We start from the raw sequence: 24,383 nt of genomic DNA, 5'->3' as shown, positions 1-24,383 counted from the left end.
TAACGTATTGTATTATACCATGCACTTCTCATTTGAAAAAATAAGTTTATAACAAGCGTTTTCAATCAATATTTTTTATTTTATCAATATTGACTGTGAAAGTATTTTTAATTAACATTAATCAGTATATAAAGTGAAGTAAGGTGACAACTATGAAATCGAAAAAATCATTATCGCTGATTGTTCTAGCACTCATTGCGATAATTGTAATAATGTTCCAATTGATCAATCATTCCGGTCCTTTTAGTAAAATTGGAACAAATCAACAGAACCAAAGTACTGATTTAAAAGGTAAAGACAAAGTGTATGTCGAACGAGTAGTGGATGGGGATACTTTTGTAGCAAATAAAGATGGCAAAGAAATCAAGGTAAGAATGATAGGTATGGATACCCCTGAAACCGTTAAACCCAATACGCCTGTTCAACCTTATGGGAAAGAGGCTTCAAATTATACGAAGAAAGCTTTAACGCATCAGAATGTTTATTTAGAGTATGATAAAGAAAAAAATGATAGATATGGACGAACTTTAGCATATGTATGGATAAGCGATAAAAGGATGTTCAATGAAGAATTGGTTGAAAAAGGTTTAGCTAGAGAAAAATATTACTCACCAAACGGTAAATATCGAGATGTATTGATTAAAGCTCAAAACAAGGCAAAACAGAATAAAGTGAACTTATGGAGTTAAGTTAATTGAAAAAGCCTAGAACATTTCAAACGAATGCTTCTAGGCTTAACTATTGTACTTCATTATTTAGGATTTAAGAATGCAACTTTATTTAGTTATTCATATGTTGTTTGAAACTGTTAGATATTTCTTCAATTTGATTATCGTTAAGTGGATGTTTAGAAAGTTGCACAGCTTCGTCTATGACTTTTTCAAGTGAAGAACGCGTAGAGACTGTATCTACATATTTATCACTTTCGTCAGAACCTTCAATGATATTTACACTTCCATCACTGAAGTAAATCACACCGATACTTTGTATTTTAAACTGGTAATCCTTTTCAATCTGATCTTTCAATGCCTTAGCATTGTTTGCAGCTTGTTGATACGGATCATGGTCATAGAATTCATATATCACGCGATTATCTTGAAGAATTTCAGTGAATGTGTAAACACCACTACGAGTTGTGTTAAATTGGCTGTGATATCTACTACTGATGTAATGACCTACTACTTTATCAGTGTTATATTGATTGCTTCCTTCTTCAGCGTGTTTGTCTGGTACATCAAAGTGATAGAATGTTTTTTGATTCCAATTTTTAACATCTACATTAATCAGACCCACTTCTGTAATAATTATGAAATCAAAGGAACGCGCATATTCAAATAATGGATGTTTAATAGCTAAATTACTTGTAGGTATAATTGTATATGATTTTAGTCGACCCTGTTCTATAAAACGATCTAAAATCTTTTGTAATTCACGTTTCGCATTTTTAAAAGCGTGATGGCCAACATCATTATTTGAACTCAACATTTGATTCTTTAATGATAAATTTTCCTCGCTTAATATAGAATTTTTTGCAATTAATTGATTTCTAGCATATTCTTCCGTCTCAACTCTATCTTTCATGTATCTTTGATTTAGGAATAGAGCTATTACTAAAATAATGATAATTACAGATAAAATGACCGTTACAGACATAAATATTCACCCGAATCTTTAAATTTTAAATTCTAATTGCCAAAATAAATTATAAACGTCTTAAAATTTGAGTTCAATAAAAATGAGAAGAGAATATGATTAATTAAATAGTGAGTACGACAAATGTTTACAAAATTTTAAGAATTATAAAATTGTTCTCAGAATACAAATAATTGTTTATTCAAATCTTTATGATATGTGATAAAGATTCAATTTTTACTTTTTACAAATAGTTTAATTTTAATTTACTAAATGTTCACAAATCTGCGTTTGATTATTAAGTACTTCAAATGTATAATTAAAATTATGAAAGCGCTTGCTTAGGAGGTGGTTGAATGAAATTAGAAGAGCGAAATGCTGTAAATGACCTTGTTCAAATTTTGATGCAAACGTCCTCGCACTCATTTAAATTTCATGGTGTTGTTGCTATGCAATTATTTTTAAATGATGAGTTTAAACTGCCATCCAAAGTTGATATATGTGTGGAACGTAAAAAATTAATTGAAATTATTAAAGTGATCCCTAAAGACTTTTCAATACAATATTATGGGAAAGGCCATTCTCTACATCAAACTGAGAGACCTTCGCTATCAGAAGTTGCACACGTTGAGATACTTAAAGATAACAGTATCGTACTTAATATTTTTGTTTACGATGTGGTTAATGATGAGTGGATTTTTAGGTTAGATAGTAGTATTCGTTTGCCGAAGAATAATATATATTTTCATTCATTAAATTGGAACGTAGATTATATTAAACCAGAAATAGTTTTAATGTATGATTTGATGGATAATCAAGAGTATCATCAATTTTCAAATTATAAAGCAGTTATAGATGCATTGAGTTACTACCAATTTTATATCTTGAAATTAGTAGTAGGGGAAAAGCGTATTGAAGAAGCGGTTATTAATAATAGAAAGACATCATAAAAAGATTTCTACGACATACACACTTTTTAGATTATAGAGTGAAGTAGTATATGTTTTGTAGAAATCTTTTTTTATTTTAAGAACATAAATTTTTTAAACAGACACCGTGATAGCAAAATTCATAAGTAGAAAGCACAGCCTTCTCTGCATCTTCTTCACGAATACCGAACATCATTGAGATTTCAGAGGCACCTTGGTTAATCATCTTTAAATTAATATTGGATTCTGAAAGTGCATGAGTGATTTTACTTGCAGTACCAACAACTTGGTTCATTCCTTCTCCGACAATCATCAGTATTGCTAAATCATGATCGACACTCAACTCATCAACCTCACAACGTTTACGTATTTCATTTAACACTTGGCTTTCTTTTCCTTTAAGTTGATTGCTCCGCATAATAATACTGATATTGTCGATTCCTGATGGCATATGGTCAAATGAAATATTAAATTGTTCTAATACTTCTAAAATCTTTCTTGTAAAGCCAACTTGTCTATTCATTAGATATTTTTTAATGTTAATGACTGTAAATCCTTTGTCACAGCTAATACCACTAATAACATTGTCTGAATTAATTTCTCTGTCATGTCTGATATATGTTCCTTTATCATTTGGGCGATTCGTATTCTTAATAACAACTGGAATTCGGTCTTTATAGAGCGGTTGCAAAGCTTCGTCATGAAACACTCCAAATCCTGCGTATGACAGTTCTCGCATTTCTCTATAAGTAATTTCTTCAATTAATTCTGGTTGATCAATAATTGTAGGATTTGCTTTGAAAATACCAGAAACGTCAGTAAAGTTTTCATAAATAGAGGCTTTCACACCTCTAGCAATAATTGCACCTGTAATGTCAGAACCTCCTCGAGGAAATGTAACAATGTCATTTTGTTTAGAAATACCGAAGAAACCTGGAATAATAAGTTTTTCTTTATAATCACGTAATTTATAGATATTTTCATATGAAGAATCTAAAATTTGAGCTTGTTGTGGTAAATCAGTCACTATTAAACCGGCTTCTTTAGGAGAAATATAACGTGTTGGTATCCCTTGATTGTTATTATAATTAGCAATTAATTGCGCATTAAAATCTTCACCACAAGAGACTAAAGCATCGTAAAGACGAGAAGGTTTATCTGAAAGTTGACTAATGTAAAGTTCTAACGTTTCATCAATAGTGGTTAATATCTCATCGTCCATTTTTAAATCTTCAACAATATCAGCGTATCGTTGAATAATTTCTTTCTTCTTATCCTGATAATTAATTCCGTTTAATACCTTTTCATATAAACGGATGAGTAAATCAGTTGTTTTAATATCATCTTTACTTCTTTTACCTGGCGCAGAGACAATGATAATCTTTCGTTCAGGATCTTCGTTTACAATTTTTAATACTTTTTTAATTTGTTTGGCATTGGAGACAGAGCTACCTCCGAATTTTGCAACTTTCATGAGTTATCAACCTTTCTAAAAAATCAGAAAATTCTATTCAGTTTTCTGATTAAGCATGGTACTATAGATTTGTATTTTCAATATTAAGAACTTTACAAAAATTAAGAATGATTTTATACTAAACCATTATCTAGTATTTTTCAACAGTACAATTGTTTTTCTCGAAAGCACAAACGGAGGTATGATATATGAGAGAATTGAATATTGCATTACTTGGTTTGGGAACTGTCGGATCAGGTGTTGTAAAAATCATTGAGGAGAATAGGCAACAAATTAAAGACACCATCAATAAGGATATCGTCATTAAGCATATTTTAGTGCGTGATACATCTAAAAAGCGTCCGTTAAATATTAGTCAATATCATCTAACAGAAGATATTAATGAGATATTAGAAGATGAATCAATTGATATTGTAGTTGAGGTGATGGGAGGTATAGAACCAACCGTAGACTGGTTAAGAACAGCATTAAAAAGGAAAAAGCATGTCATCACCGCGAATAAAGACTTGTTGGCAGTTCATTTAAAACTTTTAGAAGATTTAGCAGAACAAAATCATGTAGCATTAAAATTTGAAGCTAGTGTCGCAGGTGGAATTCCTATTGTTAATGCTATTAATAATGGATTAAATGCTAACAATATTTCTAAATTTATGGGTATTCTTAACGGAACTTCTAATTTTATTCTCTCTAAAATGACACGTGAGCAAACATCATTTGAAGAAGCATTAGACGAAGCACAGCGTTTAGGTTTTGCCGAAGCGGACCCTACTGATGACGTAGAAGGTGTAGATGCAGCTAGGAAAGTAGTCATCACATCTTATCTATCATTTAACCAAGTGATTAAATTGAATGACGTTAAATTAACAGGTATTAGCGGCACAACTTTATCAGATATTAATGCAGCTAATGACTTAGGATATAAAATTAAATTAATTGGTAAAGGGACTTATGAAAATGGACGTGTTAACGCATCTGTCGAACCTACACTCATTCACAAAACACATCAACTTGCATCTGTTGAGAATGAATATAATGCTATTTATGTAATTGGAGATGCCGTTGGAGATACAATGTTTTATGGTAAAGGTGCTGGTAGTTTAGCTACAGGTAGTGCTGTAGTAAGTGACTTACTCAATGTAGCATTATTCTTTGAATCAAATCTTCACACTTTACCACCACATTTTGAATTAAAAACGGATGAAACAAGGGAAATGATGGATGGTGAAGAACCTGTAGCAATTAAAGAGAAGTTAAATTATTACATAGTATTGCAACGTAACAACTTAGCTATAGATAAACTGGAAAATGAAATTAAAGCACAATTACCATTCCATAAATCATTACAGATTGTTGAACGAGATGATCAAACAGTAGCAATTATCGTTATTGGTCTAGATCAATCTCCAGAGAAAGTGTTAAATAAAGCAGGATTCAATGTTGAAAAAATTTATCCTGTAGAAGGAGTTTAATAAATATGAAAAGATGGCAAGGTTTAGTTAAAGAATTTAGCGAATATTTACCAGTCAATGAGGAAACACCACAACTTACACTAAATGAAGGTAGTACACCGCTCATTTATTGTGAAAAACTTTCAAAAAAATTAGATATCGAATTATATGTGAAATATGAAGGTGCAAATCCTACTGGTTCTTTTAAAGATCGTGGAATGGTAATGGCGGTAACTAAGGCAAAAGAACAAGGCAAGAAAGTAGTTATTTGTGCTTCTACGGGAAATACTTCTGCTTCAGCAGCAGCTTATGCAGCACGTGCTGGTTTAAAAGCAATTGTAGTGATTCCAGAAGGTAAAATCGCTTTAGGAAAGTTATCGCAAGCAGTAATGTATGGTGCTGAAATTGTTTCAATTGAGGGTAATTTCGATGAAGCTTTAGAAATAGTGAAAGAAATTGCTGCAGAAAACAAAGAAATTGAACTGGTGAACTCAGTCAATCCTTTTAGAATAGAAGGTCAAAAAACAGGTGCATTCGAGGTAGTCGAACAACTTGATGGTGAAGCTCCTGATGTTTTAGCAATTCCAGTAGGTAACGCTGGAAATATCACTGCTTACTGGAAAGGATTCGTTGAATATCACGATAAGAAAAAAACGCAATTACCACAACTATTTGGATTCCAAGCAGAAGGTGCTTCTCCAATTGTTCAAAACAAAGTTGTGAAAAACCCTGAAACAATTGCAACAGCTATTCGAATTGGTAACCCAGCAAGCTGGCAAAAAGCAGTCAAAGCTCTAGACGAATCAAATGGGTTAATTGATAGTGTAACTGATGAAGAAATTTTAGAAGCATATCAATTAATGACGACAAATGAAGGGGTATTTAGTGAACCAGCAAGTAATGCATCTATTGCAGGCTTAATCAAGCTTCATAGAAAAGGTAAGCTACCTAAAGGTAAGAAAGTCGTAGCTGTACTCACTGGTAATGGCTTAAAAGACCCTGATACAGCCATCTCATTATTAGACAATCCAATTCAACCGTTACCAAATGATAAGGATAGTATTATTAGTTATATTAAAGGGGCAATTTGATATGGAAGAAGTTTTAAAACTTAAAATTCCGGCATCAACTGCTAATTTAGGTGTAGGTTTCGATTCTATTGGAATGGCATTAGATAAATATCTCTATATGTCTATTAGAAGAATAGAAGGTAGAGATTGGGAATTTTTATATTATAGTCCAGAATTAGAGTCCCTTCCAAAAGATGAAAGTAATTATATATATAAAGTAGCACAAGAAGTTGCTCAAAAATTTAATGTAACTTTGCCATGTTTACAAATTGAAATGAGAAGTGATATCCCACTAGCTAGAGGACTTGGTTCTTCTGCTTCAGCGCTAGTGGGCGCTTTATATATCGCTAATTACTTTGGGAATATTCAATTGTCGCAATATGAGTTATTACAGTTGGCGACAGAAATTGAAGGTCATCCTGATAATGTGGCGCCTACGATTTACGGTGGACTTATATCTGGTTATTACAATCCTGATACTAAAGTTACAGATGTGGCACGCATTGATGTACCAAAAGTTGACATTATTATAACAATTCCACCTTATGAACTAAAAACGGAAGACTCTAGAAATGCATTGCCAGAAACTTTTTCACATAAGGCTGCGGTACAAAATAGTGCTATAAGTAATACAATGATATGTGCGTTAATTCAACATAAATATAAATTGGCAGGTAAAATGATGGAACAAGATGGTTTTCATGAGCCATATAGACAGCATCTTATTCCGGAGTTTGAACAGGTACGACAAATATCAAGAGAACACGATGCATATGCTACTGTCATAAGTGGAGCAGGTCCTACAATTTTAACATTGAGTCCTAGAGAATATAGTGGAGAATTAGTAAGAACATTGCGCGATAAAGTGACAAATTGCATATCTGAACTCGTTACAATTAACGAAGTAGGCGTGATAGATGAAGTAGTGTACCAAAAGTCTTAAACTGTTGTAAAATATAGTTAAGAAAGAGTTTTGACTATGTCATGGAAGGAGTTCTATTGCTATATGAGTAAATATAAAATGATAGTATTAGACATGGATGACACACTAATGAATGGTGAGAATCAAGTTTCACCTGAAACTAAATCCTATTTAATTGATATTCAAGAAAAAGGATACAGTGTCGTTTTAGCTTCTGGCCGTCCTACAGAAGGTATGATTCCAGTAGCTAAAGATTTAAAGTTAAACCACAATGAAAGTTTTATTATTAGTTATAATGGTGGGAAAACGATCAGAATGTTTGACGAAGAAGTTGAAGTGAGCAAAACAGTTTCTAAGGAAAACTTTGATTTAATTGTTGATTACTGTAGAGATAGAGGATTTTTAGTTTTAACCTATGATAATGGCTATATTATTCATGATAGTGATCATGAGTATATGAATATTGAATCTGAATTAACTGGCTTGCCAATGAAACGCGTTGATGACATTAAGACTTACATTAAACATGATGTCCCAAAAGTTATGGGTGTCGATTATGTAGGTAATATCACTGAAGCACGTATTGATTTAAATGGTTTCTTCAACGAAGACATTGATGTTACAACTAGTAAGCCATTCTTCTTAGAGTTCATGGCGAAAGATGTGTCGAAAGGGAATGCAATCAAAGCGCTCTGTAATAAAATGAATATAGGTTTAGAAGAAGTGATTGCATTTGGTGATAGTTTGAATGACCAATCTATGTTTGAAGTTGCTGGTTATTCAGTTGCTATGGGTAATGCAAGTGATGAACTGAAAGCTCTAGCTGATGAAGTTACATTAGATAATAATTCGAATGGAATTCCACATTTATTAAAGACATTGCTTTAAAATATAAATAAGACTTAGGTAAAGTTTGAAAAGAAGTGCTCTGAACCTTAAAAGTTAGACTGAAATTCTAACCCAAAGGGTACACTTTTATCAAATAACCTAAGTCTGTTTTTTTATTTTTATTTAGCTGTGTGCGTCCAATCATGTTTACCTTTATATCGTTTCACATGAGCATAAACTTGATCAGCAGCATAATCTAGGTTTGTATATACAGTAATGCTAAAGGCTGATTGGTTTTCTTCAAAAGGTTCATCTAAGAATACTTCTTTTAGATGCGTAAATAAATCGTTCATTTGATTATGTTCTAAACTAGGATATTCTCTTAATGTACGTTTCAATAACTTACCGTTTTTTTCTTCTAGTGCTTGTACGACGATAACAAAGCGTTCATCCTGTTTCATAACATCATCAAATAAGTTAGTTTGTCCAACCATGTTATCCACCTCTAAACCGTTTTATTACTTATATTATACATGATTACTTATAAACATAAAATATTGAAAGTTAGCGCTAGAAAAGTTTGTTTTCAAAAATTTGAATAAGAAAATTTGAATATTGTAATAAAAAAACGATGATTCAAAAATGAATCATCGCTTTTAAAAATTAATCTTTATAATTGTGTGGTGTTAAGTCCATCGCCTCTAATTTAACAAAGTGTGTACGTTTAATAACTTTATGAACAAAATAAATAATTGCAAGTATGATGATCGGCGTAAAGTTTCTTAATACGCTTAAGAAATCGCCTGAAATAATACTTCCGAACGAGTTACCTAATAGTAAAAATAACAATGTAATAATCACTATAATTGGACCAACTGGATAAAATGGTGCTTTATAAGGCAGTAATTCATTTGGATTCTTACCTTGGCGCTTAATAGCTCTACGTAATCTAATTTGAGACCATATACTTGATCCCCATACAACTATAACCATTGAACCAATGATATTAAGAAGATTAAACACTGCGTTAGCATTAAAATTTGCGTATATAATGACAAGCACAATTAATACATAAGTTGTAACTAACGCACGCATTGGTAATTTAGTTTTGTCGTTTAACTTACCGAAAAATTTAGGAGCTTGACCATTTGCACTTAATGAAAATAGCATTCTACTCGTTGTATAGATACCAGAGTTCGCCGCTGATAATAGTGAAGTTAAAATGACCGCATTAATTACTGATGCCGCAAACGCAATACCAATTCTATCAAATACGATTGTAAACGGACTTTGAGAAACAGATTCGTGTTTATTAAGTAACAAAGGATCTGTATATGGAATAATTGCCGCGATAACTGCGATAGATAAAACATAGAATAAGAGAATTCTCCAGAAAACTTGTTTAATCGCTTTAGGCATAGATTTCTGAGGATTATTAGACTCTCCAGCAGTTACTGCAACAACTTCGGTACCTCCAACAGAGAATCCGGCTACAAGTAACACACTCAATATTCCTGATATACCTCCAACAAATGGTGCTTGTCCTTTAGTATAATTTTCAAAACCATAAGAATGGCCACCTAATATACCGAAAATCATTAATATACCAAATATTATAAAAACAATAATCGTAATGACTTTAATAAGTGATAGCCAGAATTCAGTTTCACCAAAGGCTTTTACTGAAAATATATTGATTAAGAAAATGAATGTTAGGAATATCAAACTCCAAGTTAAAGGACTTAATACTTTAAATACATCCCAGAATTGTAAAACATTTGAAGCTACAATGACGTCCACGCTTGTTACAAGCGACCACATTCCCCAATAAAGCCAACCCATAGTAAAACCTAAAGAAGGGTCAACGAAACGGGTAGAATAGGAACTAAAAGAACCTGAAACTGGGTGAAATGTCGCTAATTCACCAATAGATGACATTAAAAAGTAAAGCATAACTCCAATAAGTATGTAGGCTAATATTGCACCGCCAGGCCCAGCTTGTGAAATTACACTGCCGGTTGCTACAAATAGACCTGTACCGATAGCGCCACCAATTGCAATCATAGATATATGTCTCGAATTGAGACTTCGTTTCATATTGTTATCTTCCATATGGTGTCTCCCATCTAATTAAATATATCCACCATTTTAATCTTTTTAGTTAGAGTATTCAATAACTTTTTAGCACTTTAAAGTGAAAAAATATTTAAAATTTCTGTGAAAATTCTAATACGTAGTGAATTTGTGTTTAATTGCTTATTAAAACGGGTTTAATTACAATGTATATTACATTGTAATTATTATAAAAAGTAATAAGAGGGGGAACTTATAATGTCAAAACAAGATGGGAAATTAACGGGCTTATTTGGTGCACCAGTATCAGATAGAGAAAATAGTATGACAGCTGGTCCGCGTGGTCCTTTATTGATGCAAGACATTTATTATTTAGAACAAATGTCACATTTTGATCGCGAGGTTATTCCAGAACGTCGTATGCATGCAAAAGGTTCTGGGGCTTTCGGTACTTTCACAGTGACAAATGATATAACAAAATATACGAACGCTAAAATCTTTTCTGAAGTTGGAAAACAAACTGAAATGTTTGCACGTTTCTCAACAGTATCTGGTGAAAGAGGGGCTGCAGATTTAGAACGTGATATTAGAGGATTTGCTTTAAAATTCTACACTGAAGATGGTAACTGGGATTTAGTAGGAAATAATACACCTGTATTCTTCTTTAGAGACCCAAAATTATTTATTAGTTTAAACCGTGCTGTGAAGCGTGATCCTCGAACAAATATGAGAAGTCCTCAAAACAACTGGGATTTCTGGACAGGGGTCCCTGAATCATTACACCAAGTTACAATCTTAATGTCAGATCGTGGTATGCCTAAAGGGTTCCGTAATATGCATGGATTCGGTTCCCATACGTATTCAATGTATAATGACGAAGGTGAACGCGTTTGGGTAAAATACCATTTTAGAACGCAACAAGGTATTGAAAACTATACTGATGAAGAAGCGGCTGAAATCGTGGGAATGGATAGAGATTCTTCTCAAAGAGATTTATACAATGCCATTGAAAAAGGGGATTATCCTAAATGGAAAATGTATATCCAAGTTATGACAGAAGAACAAGCTAAAAATCATCCAGACAATCCATTTGATTTAACTAAAGTATGGTACAAAGGTGATTATCCATTAATAGAAGTCGGAGAGTTTGAATTAAACCGCAATCCTGAGAACTATTTTATGGATGTAGAACAAGCCGCATTTGCACCTACAAATATTGTACCTGGATTAGACTTTTCACCTGATAAAGTGTTACAAGGTCGATTATTCTCATACGGTGACGCACAACGTTATAGATTAGGAGTTAACCACTGGCAAATTCCTGTTAATCAACCTAAAGCTGTTGGCGTAGAGAACTTATGCCCATTTAGTCGTGATGGTCAAATGCGTTTCTTAGATGATAACCAAGGTGGAGGGCCGCACTATTATCCTAATAACCAAGGTGTTTATGATTCACAACCTGAATTCAAGAAACCGCCATTCCCAACTGATGGCGATGGTTATGAATATAACTTCCGTCAAGATGATGATAATTATTTTGAACAACCAGGTAAGTTATTCCGTTTACAATCAGATGATGCGAAAGAACGTATCTTTACTAATACTGCAAATGCGATGGACGGGGTGACTGAAGATGTGAAAATTCGTCATATACGTCATTGTTATAAAGCTGATCCAGAATATGGTAAAGGTGTAGCTAAAGCATTAGACATCGATATCAACCAAATTGATTTAGAAACTGAAAAAGACGAAACTTATGAAAATTTTAAATAATTAATTTGAAATGATTAGATTGCACACCTTCATATAATATGGTAGAATTTTAAATCGTAAGAATTCCTAACAACATTAGAAAGGGTGTTTAACGTGCGCGTAAATATTACATTAGCTTGCACTGAATGTGGCGATCGTAACTATATTACTACTAAAAATAAACGTAATAATCCAGAACGTATTGAAATGAAAAAATACTGCCCTAGATTAAATAAATATACGTTACATCGTGAAACTAAATAATTTTCTTATCTTTCAAATACGACAATTTGAAATTGATAGTCTCTTCTGTAATTTATGGAAGAGACTTTTTTTGTTGCTTAAATAGTTTTTAATGACAGACGGGTAAATTAGTAGACATGTATGATGATTGTTAAAAGAAATTTTTTACTTGTATAAATGAGAATTTATGTTATTCTATAAAACGTAATAATTACGATTTATAGAAAAGAGGTTATTTTAATGGCTAAGAAATCTAAAGTAGTAAAAGAACAAAAAAGACAAGAACTTGTAGAAAAATATTATGAGTTGCGTAAAGAATTAAAAGCAAAAGGTGATTACGAAGCTTTAAGAAAACTCCCAAGAGATTCTTCTCCTACAAGACTTACTAGAAGATGTAAAGTCACTGGTAGACCAAGAGGCGTTTTACGTAAATTTGAAATGTCTAGAATTGCTTTTAGAGAACATGCACATAAAGGTCAAATTCCTGGCGTTAAAAAATCAAGCTGGTAATTTTAATATAAGTCTTTAGTCCATTTACAATAGTCGAAAAACAATGTACAGTTAATAAGGATATAAATAACTGAATAATATAAGTATTTTTAATGAGATTATTCGGTTTTAATAAATTAATCCTATTTAAAATTTTCTATTGTAAGGGGAAAAAGAAAAAATGAAGATTTTTGATTATGAAGATATACAATTAATACCAAATAAATGTATCGTTAATAGTCGTTCAGAATGTGATACTTCTATAAAGTTCGGACCACGTTCTTTTAAATTACCTGTGGTACCTGCAAATATGCAAACTGTAATGAATGAAGAATTAGCTCAATGGTTTGCTAAAAATGACTATTTCTACATTATGCATCGTTTCGATGAGAAAGCACGTATTCCTTTCATTAAAAAGATGCAAAATGAAGGGCTATTTGCTTCAATTTCTGTTGGCGTGAAAGATAATGAATTTAAATTTGTAGAAGAACTCGCTTCAGAATCTCTAGTTCCTGAATATATTACAATTGATATTGCACATGGTCACTCAGACTCTGTAATTAATATGATTAAACATATCAAAACATATTTACCAGAAAGCTTTGTGATTGCTGGTAATGTTGGCACACCTGAAGGCGTTAGAGAGCTTGAGAATGCTGGTGCTGATGCCACGAAAGTAGGTATTGGGCCAGGACGTGTTTGTATCACTAAAATTAAAACAGGATTTGGTACAGGTGGTTGGCAATTAGCTGCACTTAATATTTGCAGTAAAGCAGCGCGAAAACCTATTATAGCTGACGGTGGATTAAGAACACATGGTGATATTGCCAAATCCATTCGATTTGGAGCATCAATGGTAATGATTGGTTCACTATTTGCGGCACACGAAGAGTCTCCAGGTGAAACAGTTGAACTTGAAGGTAAAAAATATAAAGAGTATTTTGGTAGTGCTTCAGAATTCCAAAAAGGTGAACATAAAAATGTTGAAGGTAAAAAGATGTTTGTAGAACATAAAGGTTCACTTAAAGATACTTTAACTGAGATGCAACAAGATTTACAAAGTTCAATTTCATATGCAGGTGGTAAAGACTTGAAATCACTAAGAACTGTTGACTATGTCATTGTGAGAAACTCTATTTTTAATGGTGATAGAGACTAATATGAAGTAGTAGATGGAAATAATTAAAAGGTTTCTATTATTTTTTGTAGTTTTATTATGTGTTGTTATATTCACTCCGATTAAAGAAATAGCGCCTTTGGTTCATTTTCAAAATGAGGTTCGACACCAAGTAGACATTTGGTTAAATGATGATACAAACAGTAGTGAAAATGCTTTAGCTATACCAAATAAACAAGAATTTGCAATTAACAATATTCAAATGAATATGACTAAAAAAGATGTTGAAAATAAATTAGGTCATCAAAAGCGTGTGACTTCCAATGAGTATGGAACAAATTGGTATACGTATTACGACAAAGATTATAATAACTTTATTATGATTAGCTATATTAAAAATCGAGTTAATGCGATGTATACAAATCAGAACTTAATTTCTTCAAAATCAAAGATAAAATATGCAACACCTAAAGAAACTGTTAGATCTCGGTTAGGAAATCCCATTCAATATATTAATAAAGGGAGATATCGTTTCGAAGTTAAAAATAAAGAGTACGATGTGTTCCACAAAGATCATGTATACACGACGGTGTTCTATGATAAACATGAAAGTAATGGGGTAACCTCATTGTTGCAAGTAAGTGAAAATATGGAGAATCGTTTACGGAATCAGTATGGAGCTCCTTCTAAATCACTTGAAAAGAGTTTTGAATTACAAGATTTTGATTTAGTTAATTCAGAACGTAAACAACATGGATTAAATACTTTGAAATATTCAAACGCAATTTCTAATACTGCTAGAAAGCACAGTGTCAATATGTCTGAAGATCACTTTTTCGATCATACTGACAAACAAGGGAACTCTCCATTTGATAGATTGAAAAGGGACCATATAGAATTTAATTCGGCTGGAGAAAACCTTGCCTACGGGCAAGTAAGTAGTATATATGCTCACGAGGGACTCATGAATTCCTTAGGTCATAGAAAGAATATACTCAATACGCATTATAAGAATTTAGGTTTAGGTGTTGACTTTAATGAAGATAAACAACCATTTTGGACCGAAGATTATACCGGATAAACGTTTATCTAAAAGATATAGGGGTATTTGTATGTTGTAAGGATGTAGATATATATGACAACTAAAAATGAAAAACAACCCGACGTATTGGATAAAGTCAAAGATATTTTAAAAAAAGATTCTAAACAAAAGACTAGGTAGTTCGATAAATGAACTACCTAGTCTTTTTACATGTTATATGAGTTATATATGATAAAGGAGGTCTTATTAGAGAGAATAGTAATTAATCACTACATTTCTCTGTATAATCCAATAACTTTTCCAATTACTATGACATTATCTAAATAAATAGGTTCCATAGTACTATTTTCAGGTTGTAAACGATAACGATTCTTTTCTTTATAAAAACGTTTTACTGTAGCTTCTTCATCTTCTGTCATTGCAACAATGATATCACCATTCTCAGCAATCGTTTGGCTTCGTACAATCACTTTATCGCCATCTAGAATTCCAGCTTCAATCATACTGTCGCCGACTACATTTAAAATAAAGATATCACTGTTATGCGTTGACGTTAAATGTTCTGGTAATGGGAAATATTCTTCAATATTTTCTACTGCTGTGATTGGCACACCCGCTGTAACTTTACCAATTACCGGAACGTGAATGGTTTCTTCTACATTTACTTCATCTAATTGTTCGCTAACTATCTCAATGGCTCTTGGTTTTGTAGGGTCTCTTCTAATATAGCCCTTTTCTTCTAGTCTTGATAAATGTCCATGTACTGTGGAACTAGATGCCAAGCCAACTGCTTCACCAATTTCTCTAACACTAGGTGGATAACCCTTTGTTTGAACAATATGTTTAATGTAATCATAAATCTCACTTTGTCGTTTAGTTAGTTCTCTCATATATAGGCACTCCCTAATTTTATTTAATTTGATTATAGCATTAATCTACAATAAAAACAAACGTTTGTTCGTTTTGTTGTTGACAGAGAACATTCGTTCTGGTAAATTAAATATACAAACAAACGTTCTAGGAGTGAGATTGATGTTAACTAATACAAAACAAAAGTTTTTAATATATATAGCTGTAGTACTCGTCTCTTGCATGGTATTTCTAACATTCTTTTTAAGTGTGAATCAAAGTGCCCATTCAGAACAAACGTACGAAATGACGGATCATGAAATTCATCAAAAAGATAATAATAAAACTAATGATAAAGTTGAATATAAACAAAATAGCGAACAAAATGATACTTCAGTGTTCGCATTAGTTAATTAAAGCTATTATAAAAGAATGAATTAAGATGGATGAAATGAGCGTAACGATTTGGTTATGCTCATTTTTTTGATATATTCGATTCAAGAATTTACTTCTATAATATTTATAGAAACTCATCGTAAAATATTAAATAAGCATCTTTAATAAGTAATTTGATTAAAAAGGAGTTGCAATATATGTCTAAGGAAGATTTGAATATAGACAGAATTAATGAATTAGCTAAGAAAAAGAAGGAAGAAGGTTTAACTGAAGCAGAGGCTAAAGAACAATCAAAGCTAAGAAAACAATATTTAGATTCATTTAGAAAGGGATTCAAACAACAAATCGAAAATACTAAAGTAATAGACCCTGAAGGTAATGATGTAACACCTGAAAAACTTAAGAAAATTCAGGCCGAAAGAGAAAATAAAGGGAAAGATTAAATGAATTGATATTGTTTATTCATCATATGATGTGAGTGAATTTATCTGATTTTTCTTTATCATTTTAATTTAAAATAAGTTATAATTAAATATAGATATTATTTGAAGAAGGGAAGACACAACGATGTTTAATGAAAAAGACCAATTAGCTATCGATACGATACGAGCGCTTAGTATAGATGCTATCGAGAAAGCAAATTCAGGACACCCTGGTTTACCTATGGGAGCAGCTCCTATGGCATATACATTATGGACACGTCATCTGAATTTTAATCCTCAATCTAAAGATTATTTTAATAGAGATAGATTTATCTTATCAGCAGGTCACGGGTCTGCTTTACTATATAGTTTATTACACGTATCTGGCAGTCTAGAATTAGAAGAACTTAAACAATTTAGACAATGGGGTTCTAAGACGCCAGGTCACCCAGAATTCAGACATACAGATGGCGTAGAAGTTACAACTGGCCCTCTTGGACAAGGTTTTGCAATGTCAGTCGGAATGGCTCTAGCTGAAAATCACTTGGCTGGTAAATTCAACAAAGACAATTATGATATGGTTAATCATTATACTTATGTGTTAGCTTCAGATGGAGATTTAATGGAAGGAATTTCACATGAAGCAGCGTCATTTGCTGGTCATAATCAGTTAGATAAGTTAATTGTGTTATATGATTCTAATGATATTTCTTTAGACGGAGATTTAAATAAATCTTTCTCTGAAAACACAAAATCTAGATTTGAAGCATATGGTTGGAATTACATCTTAGTGAAAGATGGCAATGACTTGGAAGAAATAGATAATGCTATTAATAAAGCTAAATCACAACAAGGTCCAACAATTATCGAAGTGAAAACTGTAATTGGCTTTGGTTCACCTAATAAAGCTGGTTCAAATGGTGTTCACGGTGCACCATTAGGAGAAGATGAAAGAAAACTTACTTTTGAAGCGTATGGTTTAGATCCTGAAAAACGTTTCAACGTGCCAGATGAAGTATATGAAATTTTCCAAACTACAATGCTAAAACGTGCAAATGAAAATGAAGATGCTTGGAAAGCTAAATTAGAGGACTACAGTAAAGAATACCCTGAATTAGCTGAAGAATTTAAGTTAGCTATTAGTGGTAAATTACCTCAAAATTACGAAAAAGAATTACCAAAATATGATTTAGATCATAAAGGAGCTTCTAGAGCAGATTCTGGAGAGATTATTCAAAAACTTAGTCAAACTGTACCATCATTCTTCGGTGGCTCTGCGGATTTAGCAGGTTCAAATAAATCAAATGTTAAAGAAGCCAAAGATTATGACAAAGAAACACCTGAAGGTAAAAACATATGGTTTGGTGTGCGTGAATTTGCCATGGGTGCAGCAGTAAATGGTATGGCTGCTCATGGTGGTTTACATCCATATGGAGCAACGTTCTTTGTATTCAGTGACTATCTGAAACCTGCCTTAAGATTGTCAGCTATCATGGGACTTAATTCAACATTTATATTCACTCATGATTCAATTGCAGTAGGTGAAGATGGCCCAACTCATGAACCTATTGAACAATTAGCTGGTTTACGCGCAATTCCTAATATGAACGTTATTCGTCCTGCTGATGGTAATGAAACACGTGTTGCATGGGAAGTTGCACTTGAATCTGAAAATACGCCAACTTCTTTAGTATTAACTCGTCAAAATCTTCCTACATTAGATATTGCAGAAGAAACTGTTGAAGCAGGAGTTCGTAAAGGTGCATATGTAGTATTTGAAACTGAAAAAGAACCTGAATACTTATTATTAGCATCTGGTTCAGAAGTAAGTTTAGCAGTAGAAGCTGCCAAAGACTTAGACAAACAAGGGAAAGGTGTTAGAGTCGTATCTATGCCAAACTGGTTTGCATTTGAACAACAATCTGATGAATATAAAGAATCAGTTATACCAGCTTCTATTACTAAACGTGTGGCTATAGAAATGGCTTCTCCACTTGGTTGGCATAAATATGTAGGTACTGAAGGTAAAGTTATCGGTATTGATGGCTTTGGCGCAAGTGCTCCAGGAGATTTAGTCGTTGAAAAATATGGCTTCACTAAAGAAAATATTTTAAATCAAATTCGTACATTTTAAGTAAATAAATACTTAGAATTGTAAAATAAACAATATTATATTTGGGTTACTAGCTAAAGTTTATTAGTTAGTAACCTTTTTATTTTATTATTGATGATTGTATTGTGTTGTAAAACTGTAATTTGTTATCATAACTTTTGGAATAGAATATACGAGTCTTAAAGAAGCTCTTGAAATAACTAAGTGAATTTAGTAAAATTCAGTAGGATAAAGAAAGTGGGTGAAACAATGGCAACTTGGTTAGCAATAATTTTAATCATTTTAGCACTTATCATAGGATTAATCGGTGGTTTCTTCCTAGCAAGAAAATATATGATGGATTACCTCAAAAAAAACCCACCTATCAATGAAGAAATGCTACGTATGATGATGATGCAAATGGGTCAAAAACCATCACAAAAGAAAATTAATCAGATGATGACAATGATGAATAAAAACATGGATCAAAACATGAAAGGTAAATAAAATTTACTATGACGGACGTTGCAGTGTATATAGCATTGTGACGTCCGATTTTTTACTTTTTCTAAGAAGTTGGGGACATCATTTAATTTTTCAGTCGCATTTAACGCATGGTGGTAGATGTCAGAATTGAAAGAGCACTTATACAAGCTTCTCTCAATACTAGCGTTTCCATAAGCAATTTTTACAAATTAAATTATTCAACTTTTTAATTTTTTAGAAAGTTTAAAGTAGTCATTGATATAGTGATAGTGATATACTATCATGTGACGAATTAAGAGTATTAAGTTTATGTCATAAGAAGGTGTCAAATTGGCTTATCTAATATTTTCTATTGTAGTCGCGTTTTTAATGGGTGCAGTAGTAATTGTAATCAGAATGAAAGCTCAAAAGTTTCCTGTTAATGAAAAGAAAATCATTTTACCTCCATTTTTTATGGCGACAGGAGCTTTAATGTATATAATTCCATATTTCAGACTAACTGGAATGGAAATGTTGGAATCGCTAATTTTAGGCGTACTCTTCTCTACGGTTTTAATTTGGACATCTAGATTTGAAGTAAAAGGTAGCGAAATCTATATGAAACGCTCTAAAGCTTTTCCTGTTATCTTAATTTCTTTATTAATCATAAGAACAGTCATCAAAATTTTTATTAGTAATGAAATTGATCCTGGAGAAATTGCTGGTATGTTTTTCTTATTAGCATTTTGTATGATTGTACCTTGGAGATTAGCAATGTTTTATAAGTATAAAAAATTAAAAAAATCATTAGTTAAATAATGAGGAAAAGCCACTTGTCATCAGATTTGATAAGTGGCTTTTTTTACTTGAAAGTATGATAAAAAGATTATACAATAAAAATACGAACAAACGTTCTTATTAGGAGGATGAATATGAAAATCATACATACGGCTGATTGGCATCTTGGGAAAATATTAAATGGTAAACAACTGTTAGAAGATCAAAAATACGTGTTAACTCAGTTTGTAAATCAAATGAAAGTGGAGAAACCTGACGTTATAGTTATTGCAGGTGACTTGTACGATACATCTTATCCTAGTAAGGAGACAATGGGTTTACTTGAAGATACAATTGCGGAATTGAATATCAAACTTCACTTACCTATCATAATTATTAGTGGAAACCATGATGGAAAAGAAAGATTGAATTATGGTGCATCGTGGTTTGAAAGCAATCATTTATACATAAGGACGAAATTAGAAGATATTCATAAGCCTATTGAGATTAATGGTATTCAATTTTTCACATTACCATTTGCTACTGTGAGTGAAGTACAAGACTTTTTCAAAGATAAGGACATATCAACGCATCAAGAAGCTTTGAATAGCTGTTTAGAATATATGACTCAAAGTATAGATCGTAACAAAGTTAACATTCTTATTGGTCATTTAACTATTCAAGGTGGTAAAACTTCTGAATCCGAAAGACCTCTAACTATAGGAACTGTTGAATCGGTAGAGAAACAATCTTTTAAACAATTTGATTACGTTATGCTTGGTCATCTACATCATCCTTTTAGTATTAATGATAATACGATTAAGTATAGTGGTTCATTGTTACAATATTCATTTTCTGAAATTAATCAAGCGAAAGGTTACCGAATTGTTCGTATTAAAGAGAAGCAGGATATTGAAGATACATTTGTACCAATAAAACCTTTACGTGAGTTAGAAGTCATAGAAGGAGATTATGATGATATCATTCAAGAGCGTTTACCAATCAAAAATAAAGATAATTATATACATTTTAAACTCTCGAATATGTCTCACATCAATGATCCTATGATGAAATTAAAGCAAATATATCCAAATACATTAGCGCTAACTAATCAAACTTTTGAAATTAATGAAGAATATAGAAATATAGAGATAAAAAAACAAGACGACCAATCGATTATTAAAAATTTTTATGAAACGATGACGAATGAGACTATGAGTGAAAACCAGTCAAAAAAAGTTGCAGATATTTTAAATCAAATTATGGGAAAGGAAGTCTAAATTATGAAACCAATCAAACTCCAATTAAATAACTTTGGTCCTTTCCTTAATGAGACAATAGACTTTAGCCAAATTGAAAATAATCAGCTATTTTTAATTAGTGGTAAAACAGGCTCTGGTAAAACTATGATTTTTGATGCCATTGTATATGCTTTATTCGGTAAAGCTTCTACTGAAAATAGAAAAGAAGATGACTTAAGAAGTCATTTTGCTGATGGTAAATCACCTATGAGCGTGACTTATGAGTTTAAACTTCATAATCAGATTTTTAAAGTTCATAGAGAAGCACCTTTTATAAAGGAAGGAAACACCACAAAGACGCACGCAAAACTTGATATTTATGAACAAATTGATCATCAATATGAATTAAAAGAAAGTAGAGTGAATGCTGGAAATCAATTTATTGTTCAATTAATGGGAGTGAATGCTGAGCAATTCCGTCAACTCTTTATATTACCTCAAGGTGAATTTAAAAAATTTCTTCAATCAAATAGTAAAGATAAGCAATCTATTCTTAGAACGTTATTTAATAGTGAACGTTTTGAGGAAATAAGAAGTTATTTAATGGATAGTGTTAAAAATGAAAAACTTCAAATAGAAAACAGATATAATCAAATCAATCATTTATGGAACAGTCTCGCTACGTATGAAAATGATAATTTATCAAAGTTAAAAGAAATAGATAGCTCTCAAACTGATAAAATTATTCAAAAGACATCAGATTTTATTGAATATGGTAAACAGTTATTATCAGATTATAAAGATAAGAAGACATCAGTTAATAAAGAAGTAGAAGAAATATCTAATAAATATAATTTAAATAAAGAGTTGAAGCAAAATATTGAAGCTTTAAACCAACAAAAAGAACAATTTGAAAATTTAAAGAAAGAACAAGACAAAATAAAAGAACTAAAGGTTGAACTAAATAAAATAAATGAATCAAATATTCTAATCACTTCTTTTAAGAGAGAACAAGTAGTGAATAGTGAAATCGAAGAATTAAAATTAGCGATAGAAAAAGCTGAGATTAAGGCGGAAAATTTTAAAAAGAAGATTAGAAATCTAGAAAATGAATTTAATACTCTACAGCCTAAAGAAAAAGAATTTGAAAAAATTAATGATTATCTTAAATTGAATGCTAATTTTTATAATAATGCCGATACCTTCATAAAAAGTTATAACCGAAAACCGGAATTAATTGAAGAAATAGGCAAACTTGAAGAAAAGCATAAACATTTTAAAGCTGAAAAAGAAAATTTATTAAATCAATCTAATGGGAAGACGAGAGACTATGAAATAATAGATCAATATTCTCAACAAATAGTTGAACTTAAAAAATCAATAGAGGATATAGATAAATATATAGAAAAAGAAAACCAATTTAAGAAAATTCAACAAGACAGACAGGAAAACAATGAAAAAATTAAAGAAGTGAATGAGAAATATAGTAATATTAAGTCTTTAATCGCTAAAGTGGATGCTACAAATGTTGATCTTAATGATAAACAAACATTTATTAAAGAAATCAAATCAGCTCTTTCTATAGGTGACACTTGTCCAATTTGTGGTAATGAAATTCAATCTTTAGGTGAACATATTGATTTTGAGTCAATTGCTAAAAAGAAAGAACAGATAGAAAAACTTGAAAATAATAAAACCACACTAAAAGAAACATTAATTCGATTAGAAAGTAGAAGAGAAGAATTAAAAAATAGAGAAAGTGAGTTAGATTTTCAGGTTCAAGAAACACAAGATATAGAGACACTCAAAACTAAGTTAGCACACATAGAAGATGTTAAAAGTAAACAACAAGAAGAAAATAAATTTTTAGAATCGATTAATGAGAAAGAAAAAGATCTTGATAAAAGTCGTCACGAATTAGATTTAGAGATAAATAATAAGAAAGCTCAACTTGAACAAATTAATATTAGACTCAATGATTTTGAAGCTAGTACAGAATTTGAAAAGGTTAGTACATTTAAAGACTACTATGAAAAGAGAAAAGAAGAATTACATTCGTTCAATACTCATTTAGAAGACATTAAAAATCAATTGACTGAAAATAAAAGTAATTTAACCATTGAATTAAATAATGTGGAGAACTTTAATAATAATTTAGAAAAAAGAAACAATGAAAAAACAGAACTTGAAAATAATATTGAAAAAGAAATGAAGCGTATTGGCTTTGAAACTTATGAACAAATAGAAGAGACAATTGAGTTAAGTAATCAAAAGCAAACGATTGAAGAAAAGATAAATAAGTATAATATTGAATATCAAAACTATGAATTTGAAATAAAACGCTTGGAAAAACTTGTTAACGGCAAAGAATTGTCAAATATAGAAGATATTGAAGCTCAATTGATTAATAAAAAACAAGAACTAGATGAGATTAATTCAGAAATTGCAACGATAGATTATAAAAATGAAACTAATCTTAAGAATATCAAACAAATCAAAGAACTTATTTCGATTCTCAATGATGAATTAAAAGAACAACAAGAGATATTTCTGTTAACTGAAATACTTTCTGGTAAAAATAGCCGCAAATTAACTTTAGAGAACTATGTACTGATTTATTATTTAGAGAAAATTATCTTCCAAGCTAATCAAAGACTATTACAAATGAGTGGTAATAGATACCAATTAGTTAGGAGAGAAGCAGTTTCTCAAGGGTTTAGCGGTTTAGAGATTGATGTATTTGATTTTCATTCTAACAAATCTAGACATATCAGTTCTTTATCCGGCGGAGAAACATTTCAAGCTTCTCTTGCTTTAGCTTTAGGATTAAGCGAAATCGTGCAACAAGAATCAGGAGGTATTACTTTAGAATCAATGTTTATTGATGAAGGGTTCGGCACATTAGATCAAGAAACGTTGGAAACAGCACTTGATACACTCATCAATTTAAGATCGTCGGGGAGAATGGTAGGAATTATCTCTCACGTTAGTGAATTAAAACAAAGGATACCATTAATACTAGAGGTTTCAAGTAATCAATACCAAAGCAACACACAATTTAAGAGAAATTAGAAGACAAAAAATGGGAGTGAGACAGAAATATAATTTAGCAAAATTATTTT

The 24,383-nt window shown here is 31.4% G+C and carries 23 protein-coding genes; 18 read left to right on the top strand and 5 right to left on the bottom strand.

Annotated features, from left to right (window positions below; all coding sequences use genetic code 11):
* Positions 1 to 152: 152 nt before the first annotated feature.
* A complete protein-coding gene (locus tag HMPREF3264_RS06975; protein WP_002442688.1) occupies positions 153 to 689 on the top strand; it encodes a thermonuclease NucI in 537 nt (178 codons plus the stop codon).
* A 91-nt stretch (positions 690 to 780) separates the two neighbouring features.
* Here HMPREF3264_RS06975 and HMPREF3264_RS06970 read toward each other — a convergent pair whose 3' ends face one another.
* On the bottom strand, positions 781 to 1,653 hold the full coding sequence (locus HMPREF3264_RS06970) for an NERD domain-containing protein (protein ID WP_070872679.1): 873 nt from the start codon (positions 1,651 to 1,653) through the stop codon (positions 781 to 783).
* A gap of 335 nt (positions 1,654 to 1,988) precedes the next feature.
* Between HMPREF3264_RS06970 and HMPREF3264_RS06965 the strand changes: the two genes are divergently transcribed.
* The gene (locus tag HMPREF3264_RS06965) at positions 1,989 to 2,582 is read left to right on the top strand and encodes a hypothetical protein (protein WP_070872677.1); all 594 of its coding nucleotides are present in this window, start codon (positions 1,989 to 1,991) and stop codon (positions 2,580 to 2,582) included.
* 76 nt (positions 2,583 to 2,658) lie between these two features.
* Here the strand turns inward: HMPREF3264_RS06965 and HMPREF3264_RS06960 are convergent, their stop codons facing one another.
* A complete protein-coding gene (locus HMPREF3264_RS06960; protein ID WP_070872675.1) occupies positions 2,659 to 4,035 on the bottom strand; it encodes an aspartate kinase in 1,377 nt (458 codons plus the stop codon).
* A 188-nt stretch (positions 4,036 to 4,223) separates the two neighbouring features.
* Here HMPREF3264_RS06960 and HMPREF3264_RS06955 point away from each other — a divergent pair, with 188 nt between their 5' ends.
* From HMPREF3264_RS06955 to HMPREF3264_RS06940, 4 genes are all read left to right on the top strand, one after another.
* On the top strand, positions 4,224 to 5,504 hold the full coding sequence (locus HMPREF3264_RS06955; RefSeq protein ID WP_070831510.1) for a homoserine dehydrogenase: 1,281 nt from the start codon (positions 4,224 to 4,226) through the stop codon (positions 5,502 to 5,504).
* Positions 5,505 to 5,509: 5 nt separating this feature from the next.
* A complete protein-coding gene (gene thrC / locus HMPREF3264_RS06950) occupies positions 5,510 to 6,574 on the top strand; it encodes a threonine synthase (RefSeq protein ID WP_002442698.1) in 1,065 nt (354 codons plus the stop codon).
* A gap of 1 nt (position 6,575) precedes the next feature.
* Complete coding sequence (gene thrB / locus HMPREF3264_RS06945) at positions 6,576 to 7,496, top strand: homoserine kinase (RefSeq protein WP_044466275.1); 921 nt, start codon at positions 6,576 to 6,578, stop codon at positions 7,494 to 7,496.
* Positions 7,497 to 7,559: 63 nt separating this feature from the next.
* Entirely contained in the window at positions 7,560 to 8,363 is an 804-nt protein-coding gene (locus HMPREF3264_RS06940; RefSeq protein ID WP_002442702.1) for a Cof-type HAD-IIB family hydrolase, read from the top strand.
* A gap of 119 nt (positions 8,364 to 8,482) precedes the next feature.
* On the opposite strand, the gene HMPREF3264_RS06935 is transcribed toward HMPREF3264_RS06940, so the two are convergent.
* Positions 8,483 to 8,797 (bottom strand): hypothetical protein, encoded by a 315-nt coding sequence (locus HMPREF3264_RS06935; RefSeq protein ID WP_002442704.1) that lies wholly within the window; start codon positions 8,795 to 8,797, stop codon positions 8,483 to 8,485.
* A gap of 169 nt (positions 8,798 to 8,966) precedes the next feature.
* Positions 8,967 to 10,415 (bottom strand): amino acid permease, encoded by a 1,449-nt coding sequence (locus HMPREF3264_RS06930; RefSeq protein ID WP_070872673.1) that lies wholly within the window; start codon positions 10,413 to 10,415, stop codon positions 8,967 to 8,969.
* A 219-nt stretch (positions 10,416 to 10,634) separates the two neighbouring features.
* Between HMPREF3264_RS06930 and HMPREF3264_RS06925 the strand changes: the two genes are divergently transcribed.
* The 5 genes from HMPREF3264_RS06925 to HMPREF3264_RS06905 all read left to right on the top strand — a co-directional run bounded on the left by HMPREF3264_RS06925 (position 10,635) and on the right by HMPREF3264_RS06905 (position 15,058).
* A complete protein-coding gene (locus HMPREF3264_RS06925; RefSeq protein ID WP_002442707.1) occupies positions 10,635 to 12,149 on the top strand; it encodes a catalase in 1,515 nt (504 codons plus the stop codon).
* Between the two features lie 93 nt (positions 12,150 to 12,242).
* Positions 12,243 to 12,392 (top strand): 50S ribosomal protein L33, encoded by a 150-nt coding sequence (gene rpmG, locus HMPREF3264_RS06920; RefSeq protein WP_001831295.1) that lies wholly within the window; start codon positions 12,243 to 12,245, stop codon positions 12,390 to 12,392.
* 219 nt (positions 12,393 to 12,611) lie between these two features.
* Positions 12,612 to 12,881: a 30S ribosomal protein S14 gene (gene rpsN, locus HMPREF3264_RS06915; RefSeq protein WP_002442709.1), complete on the top strand. Its 270-nt coding sequence runs from the start codon at positions 12,612 to 12,614 to the stop codon at positions 12,879 to 12,881.
* A 160-nt stretch (positions 12,882 to 13,041) separates the two neighbouring features.
* Positions 13,042 to 14,019 carry a GMP reductase gene (gene guaC, locus HMPREF3264_RS06910; protein ID WP_002442711.1) on the top strand — a complete coding sequence of 326 codons (978 nt, stop codon included), beginning with the start codon at positions 13,042 to 13,044 and terminating at the stop codon, positions 14,017 to 14,019.
* Positions 14,020 to 14,032: 13 nt separating this feature from the next.
* Positions 14,033 to 15,058 (top strand): CAP domain-containing protein, encoded by a 1,026-nt coding sequence (locus HMPREF3264_RS06905; RefSeq protein ID WP_070872672.1) that lies wholly within the window; start codon positions 14,033 to 14,035, stop codon positions 15,056 to 15,058.
* Between the two features lie 230 nt (positions 15,059 to 15,288).
* Here HMPREF3264_RS06905 and lexA read toward each other — a convergent pair whose 3' ends face one another.
* Positions 15,289 to 15,909 carry a transcriptional repressor LexA gene (lexA, locus tag HMPREF3264_RS06900; RefSeq protein WP_070872670.1) on the bottom strand — a complete coding sequence of 207 codons (621 nt, stop codon included), beginning with the start codon at positions 15,907 to 15,909 and terminating at the stop codon, positions 15,289 to 15,291.
* 142 nt (positions 15,910 to 16,051) lie between these two features.
* Between lexA and sosA the strand changes: the two genes are divergently transcribed.
* The 7 genes from sosA to sbcC all read left to right on the top strand — a co-directional run bounded on the left by sosA (position 16,052) and on the right by sbcC (position 24,333).
* A complete protein-coding gene (gene sosA, locus HMPREF3264_RS06895) occupies positions 16,052 to 16,285 on the top strand; it encodes a DNA damage-induced cell division inhibitor SosA (protein ID WP_002442716.1) in 234 nt (77 codons plus the stop codon).
* A gap of 176 nt (positions 16,286 to 16,461) precedes the next feature.
* Positions 16,462 to 16,707 (top strand): DUF896 domain-containing protein, encoded by a 246-nt coding sequence (locus HMPREF3264_RS06890; protein ID WP_070831497.1) that lies wholly within the window; start codon positions 16,462 to 16,464, stop codon positions 16,705 to 16,707.
* A 124-nt stretch (positions 16,708 to 16,831) separates the two neighbouring features.
* On the top strand, positions 16,832 to 18,820 hold the full coding sequence (gene tkt / locus HMPREF3264_RS06885) for a transketolase (protein ID WP_070872668.1): 1,989 nt from the start codon (positions 16,832 to 16,834) through the stop codon (positions 18,818 to 18,820).
* Positions 18,821 to 19,048: 228 nt separating this feature from the next.
* Positions 19,049 to 19,285 carry a YneF family protein gene (locus HMPREF3264_RS06880; RefSeq protein ID WP_037541427.1) on the top strand — a complete coding sequence of 79 codons (237 nt, stop codon included), beginning with the start codon at positions 19,049 to 19,051 and terminating at the stop codon, positions 19,283 to 19,285.
* A 309-nt stretch (positions 19,286 to 19,594) separates the two neighbouring features.
* The gene (locus HMPREF3264_RS06875; RefSeq protein WP_037541428.1) at positions 19,595 to 20,062 is read left to right on the top strand and encodes a CcdC family protein; all 468 of its coding nucleotides are present in this window, start codon (positions 19,595 to 19,597) and stop codon (positions 20,060 to 20,062) included.
* Positions 20,063 to 20,175: 113 nt separating this feature from the next.
* Complete coding sequence (gene sbcD, locus HMPREF3264_RS06870; RefSeq protein WP_070872658.1) at positions 20,176 to 21,300, top strand: exonuclease subunit SbcD; 1,125 nt, start codon at positions 20,176 to 20,178, stop codon at positions 21,298 to 21,300.
* Between the two features lie 3 nt (positions 21,301 to 21,303).
* A complete protein-coding gene (gene sbcC, locus HMPREF3264_RS06865; RefSeq protein ID WP_070872656.1) occupies positions 21,304 to 24,333 on the top strand; it encodes an exonuclease subunit SbcC in 3,030 nt (1,009 codons plus the stop codon).
* The last annotated feature ends 50 nt before the right edge of the window (positions 24,334 to 24,383 follow it).

This window comes from Staphylococcus sp. HMSC62A08 (genome assembly GCF_001839105.1).
Lineage (GTDB): Bacteria > Bacillota > Bacilli > Staphylococcales > Staphylococcaceae > Staphylococcus > Staphylococcus caprae.
Note: the sequence above shows the minus strand (reverse complement) of the source record. Positions and strands in the feature narration are given on the sequence as shown.

Bases quoted from the DNA above. Each gene is read 5' to 3' on its own strand.
- HMPREF3264_RS06975 (WP_002442688.1), top strand. From the start codon at position 153: ATGAAATCGAAAAAATCATTATCGCTGATTGTTCTAGCACTCATTGCG.
- HMPREF3264_RS06970 (WP_070872679.1), bottom strand. From the start codon at position 1,653: ATGTCTGTAACGGTCATTTTATCTGTAATTATCATTATTTTAGTAATA.
- HMPREF3264_RS06965 (WP_070872677.1), top strand. From the start codon at position 1,989: ATGAAATTAGAAGAGCGAAATGCTGTAAATGACCTTGTTCAAATTTTG.
- HMPREF3264_RS06960 (WP_070872675.1), bottom strand. From the start codon at position 4,035: ATGAAAGTTGCAAAATTCGGAGGTAGCTCTGTCTCCAATGCCAAACAA.
- HMPREF3264_RS06955 (WP_070831510.1), top strand. From the start codon at position 4,224: ATGAGAGAATTGAATATTGCATTACTTGGTTTGGGAACTGTCGGATCA.
- thrC (WP_002442698.1), top strand. From the start codon at position 5,510: ATGAAAAGATGGCAAGGTTTAGTTAAAGAATTTAGCGAATATTTACCA.
- thrB (WP_044466275.1), top strand. From the start codon at position 6,576: ATGGAAGAAGTTTTAAAACTTAAAATTCCGGCATCAACTGCTAATTTA.
- HMPREF3264_RS06940 (WP_002442702.1), top strand. From the start codon at position 7,560: ATGAGTAAATATAAAATGATAGTATTAGACATGGATGACACACTAATG.
- HMPREF3264_RS06935 (WP_002442704.1), bottom strand. From the start codon at position 8,797: ATGGTTGGACAAACTAACTTATTTGATGATGTTATGAAACAGGATGAA.
- HMPREF3264_RS06930 (WP_070872673.1), bottom strand. From the start codon at position 10,415: ATGGAAGATAACAATATGAAACGAAGTCTCAATTCGAGACATATATCT.
- HMPREF3264_RS06925 (WP_002442707.1), top strand. From the start codon at position 10,635: ATGTCAAAACAAGATGGGAAATTAACGGGCTTATTTGGTGCACCAGTA.
- rpsN (WP_002442709.1), top strand. From the start codon at position 12,612: ATGGCTAAGAAATCTAAAGTAGTAAAAGAACAAAAAAGACAAGAACTT.
- guaC (WP_002442711.1), top strand. From the start codon at position 13,042: ATGAAGATTTTTGATTATGAAGATATACAATTAATACCAAATAAATGT.
- HMPREF3264_RS06905 (WP_070872672.1), top strand. From the start codon at position 14,033: ATGGAAATAATTAAAAGGTTTCTATTATTTTTTGTAGTTTTATTATGT.
- lexA (WP_070872670.1), bottom strand. From the start codon at position 15,909: ATGAGAGAACTAACTAAACGACAAAGTGAGATTTATGATTACATTAAA.
- sosA (WP_002442716.1), top strand. From the start codon at position 16,052: ATGTTAACTAATACAAAACAAAAGTTTTTAATATATATAGCTGTAGTA.
- HMPREF3264_RS06890 (WP_070831497.1), top strand. From the start codon at position 16,462: ATGTCTAAGGAAGATTTGAATATAGACAGAATTAATGAATTAGCTAAG.
- tkt (WP_070872668.1), top strand. From the start codon at position 16,832: ATGTTTAATGAAAAAGACCAATTAGCTATCGATACGATACGAGCGCTT.
- HMPREF3264_RS06880 (WP_037541427.1), top strand. From the start codon at position 19,049: ATGGCAACTTGGTTAGCAATAATTTTAATCATTTTAGCACTTATCATA.
- sbcD (WP_070872658.1), top strand. From the start codon at position 20,176: ATGAAAATCATACATACGGCTGATTGGCATCTTGGGAAAATATTAAAT.
- sbcC (WP_070872656.1), top strand. From the start codon at position 21,304: ATGAAACCAATCAAACTCCAATTAAATAACTTTGGTCCTTTCCTTAAT.